Source organism: Mesorhizobium sp. M7A.F.Ca.CA.004.06.1.1, from assembly GCF_003999135.1.
In the GTDB taxonomy this organism is placed as follows: Bacteria; Pseudomonadota; Alphaproteobacteria; order Rhizobiales; family Rhizobiaceae; genus Mesorhizobium.
Map to the genome: position 1 here is coordinate 1 of NZ_RZPQ01000829.1, position 2480 is coordinate 2480.

The 2480-nt window shown below is 63.8% G+C and carries 4 protein-coding genes and 1 pseudogene; 1 reads left to right on the top strand and 4 read right to left on the bottom strand.

Translation table 11 applies throughout. The features are described 5' to 3' along the window. Window positions 1–576 (top strand): annotated as a pseudogene (locus tag EN906_RS30750) (DNA mismatch repair protein MutL); the annotation flags it as partial. Window positions 577–709: 133 nt separating this feature from the next. Here the strand turns inward: EN906_RS30750 and EN906_RS38855 are convergent. The 4 genes from EN906_RS38855 to EN906_RS30770 all read right to left on the bottom strand — a co-directional run. Continuing rightward, a complete protein-coding gene (locus EN906_RS38855; protein ID WP_256748382.1) occupies window positions 710–832 on the bottom strand; it encodes a hypothetical protein in 123 nt (40 codons plus the stop codon). Between the two features lie 12 nt (window positions 833–844). Then, window positions 845–1171: a hypothetical protein gene (locus EN906_RS30760; RefSeq protein WP_127271242.1), complete on the bottom strand. Its 327-nt coding sequence runs from the start codon at window positions 1169–1171 to the stop codon at window positions 845–847. A 56-nt stretch (window positions 1172–1227) separates the two neighbouring features. Continuing rightward, on the bottom strand, window positions 1228–2103 hold the full coding sequence (locus tag EN906_RS30765) for an alpha/beta hydrolase (protein WP_127271241.1): 876 nt from the start codon (window positions 2101–2103) through the stop codon (window positions 1228–1230). Window positions 2104–2188: 85 nt separating this feature from the next. Then, window positions 2189–2480: DMT family transporter (locus tag EN906_RS30770; RefSeq protein ID WP_164777489.1), on the bottom strand; the 292-nt coding region annotated here is incomplete at its 5' end.

Below are 2480 nucleotides of genomic sequence, written 5' to 3' on the forward strand. Positions count from 1 at the left end.
GTGCTGGGCGCGGCGCGCGCCCAGGTGCATGAAAACTACATCGTCGCCCAGACCAGGGATTCGCTCATCATCGTCGACCAGCATGCGGCGCATGAACGGCTGGTCTACGAGGCGCTGAAGAATGCGCTGCACTCGCGCCCGGTGCCCTCGCAGATGCTGCTTTTGCCCGAGATCATCGACCTGCCGGAAGAGGACGCCGAGCGGCTTGCGCTGCATTCGGAAACGCTGGCCCGCTTCGGTCTCGGCATCGAGCGCTTCGGCCCCGGCGCCGTCGCGGTGCGCGAGACGCCGTCGATGCTGGGCGAGACCAATGTCGGGCAATTGGTGCGCGACCTCGCCGACGAGATCGCCGACAACGACACGGTCGACACGCTGAAGGAGCGGCTGGACAAAATAGCCGCGACCATGGCCTGCCACGGCTCTGTGCGCTCCGGCCGCCTGCTCAAGGCCGAGGAGATGAACGCGCTGCTGCGGCAGATGGAGGCGACGCCCGGTTCGGGCACCTGCAACCACGGCCGCCCAACCTATATCGAACTCAAGCTGGCGGACATCGAACGGCTTTTCGGGCGGCGGTAGCTGCGGACGGATTGCGGGCCATCGCTTCACCGCTCGTAGGTGCCGGTGTTGACCAGCAATGCCGAGACCACCGTTCGCCCGTGGGCGAATGCCGCGCCGGCTCCACGCACCGCTGTTGCCAGAAGCGCGGCGGTCAGCAATAGCGCGCCGCCGCCAGCAGGAGCGGAGGCACGTCATCGAGACCGAGCTTGATCGCCGCCCAGGTCAGACCCCAGATCAGCGACATCACCGCGAAGAAGGCGAGATTGCGAACCACCAGATTCGCCGTTCAGCGCAATCCCTGGCGATCGACGAATATCCGGTGGATGTCGATCCGCTCCGGCAGTTCGATCAGGAACTCGGGATCGCGGTCCAGATGATGGACTTTGGTCGGTTCGCCTTTGGTAAAGGCGGTCATCGCCTGCATGTCGGCCCAATACGAGATGGTTGTGAACCACGTCTCGGCATCGCGGTCCGCGCGCAGCAATTGGACGCCAAGCGCTGTCTTCTCGAGGGGCGGAATACCCTCGGCACGCAGGTATGGCTCATAGGCGTCGGCGATGTCGCGGCGGGTGCGGCCGCGCCAGATGCGCGCGATGGTCGGTTTGGTCGGCATGAGGTTCTCCTTCAGTCAGGCGGACAGCAACTGAGCGTAGCGGACACCGGCTGTGATCAGCCGTGAACACGACCCAGGAAATCATGGACCAGCGGCAGCGCGTCGTCGAAATGTGTCTCGAGCAGCCAGTGACCCGCCCCCTCGATCAGATGCAGTTCCGCATCGGGCAGATCGCGATGATAGGCCCGTGCCGACGCCGCGGGCATATAGCCGTCCTCTGGCCCCCAAACGATCAGCGTGGGCGGATGGTGTTCACGCAAATAAGCCTGGTAGCGCGGAAACCAGGTGAGATTGGCTTCCAGCTTCTCCATCAGACCGACGGCGATCTGCCGACGAACCGGCGTGTTCATCAGTGGCCAGTGAAGGCTCCAGAGATCGGGCGCCACGCGCGTGGCGATGTCGTCAGCCACTTCTCCGATGAACTCGGCCCGGAACCCGTCCTCACTTACCGCGGCCTCGAGCGGACGGTGCTTGTCGGGCGTCTTGTCGGCCCACCAAGCCTTGATCGTGGCGTATTTGGGGCCAAGCACGTCCTCGTAGATGTCGCCGTTCTGGATGATCAGGGCACTGATCCGCTCGGGGTGCGAGATCGAATGCCGGAGTCCTATCTGCGAGCCGTAATCATGCAGCCACAAGGCGTAGCGCTCGAGACCGAATTCATCGGCAAGTTTGGAAAGCACGTCGCAATAGGCGTCGAAATCATAGCCAAAGGCGGCCGGATCTGGTGTGCCACTGTATCCGAAGCCCGGCCAGTCGAATGCAATCGTTCGCCAGCGGTCGGCGAGCGCCGGCATCAGTCGGCGGAATTGGAACGAAGAGCAGGGATAGCCGTGCGGCAACAGCAAGACAGGTGCTTCTGGCGGCCCTGCCTCGCGATAGAAAATGGATAGATCACCCAGTTGCATGCGTCGGTGCGTCGTTGCACCCGGCATTCGGACCTCCGTCGAATAAACACCGGCTAAACGCGTTTGACCGAGGCATCGTTCCCGAATGAGGGAAGCGGACGGCCGGCAATATTCATCTCTTCAAATTCACCACGATGACACCGCCCAGCGCCAGCGCGCCGCCGATTATGCCGAGCAGCGTCGGAACTTCGCCCAGCCAGAAGAAGCCGATCAGCGCGGACATCGGCGAGACCAGATAGAGGAAGTTGGAGGCACGTGCGGCGGGCAGACGCGACAGCGCGGTCGCCCAGGCGGCATAGGCGATCAGGCTGGGCACGATGCCAAGAAAGATGACGGCGCCGAGGCCTGCTGCGTCGGCAACCGCCGCCTGCGAAAAGGCCGACGGCAGGAAGGGTGCCAGGCAT

What these genes read in the sequence shown, in the direction of transcription:
- EN906_RS30760 (WP_127271242.1), bottom strand. Translation starts at nt 1,171, where the DNA reads ATGCCGACCAAACCGACCATCGCGCGCATCTGGCGCGGCCGCACCCGC.
- EN906_RS30765 (WP_127271241.1), bottom strand. Translation starts at nt 2,103, where the DNA reads ATGCCGGGTGCAACGACGCACCGACGCATGCAACTGGGTGATCTATCC.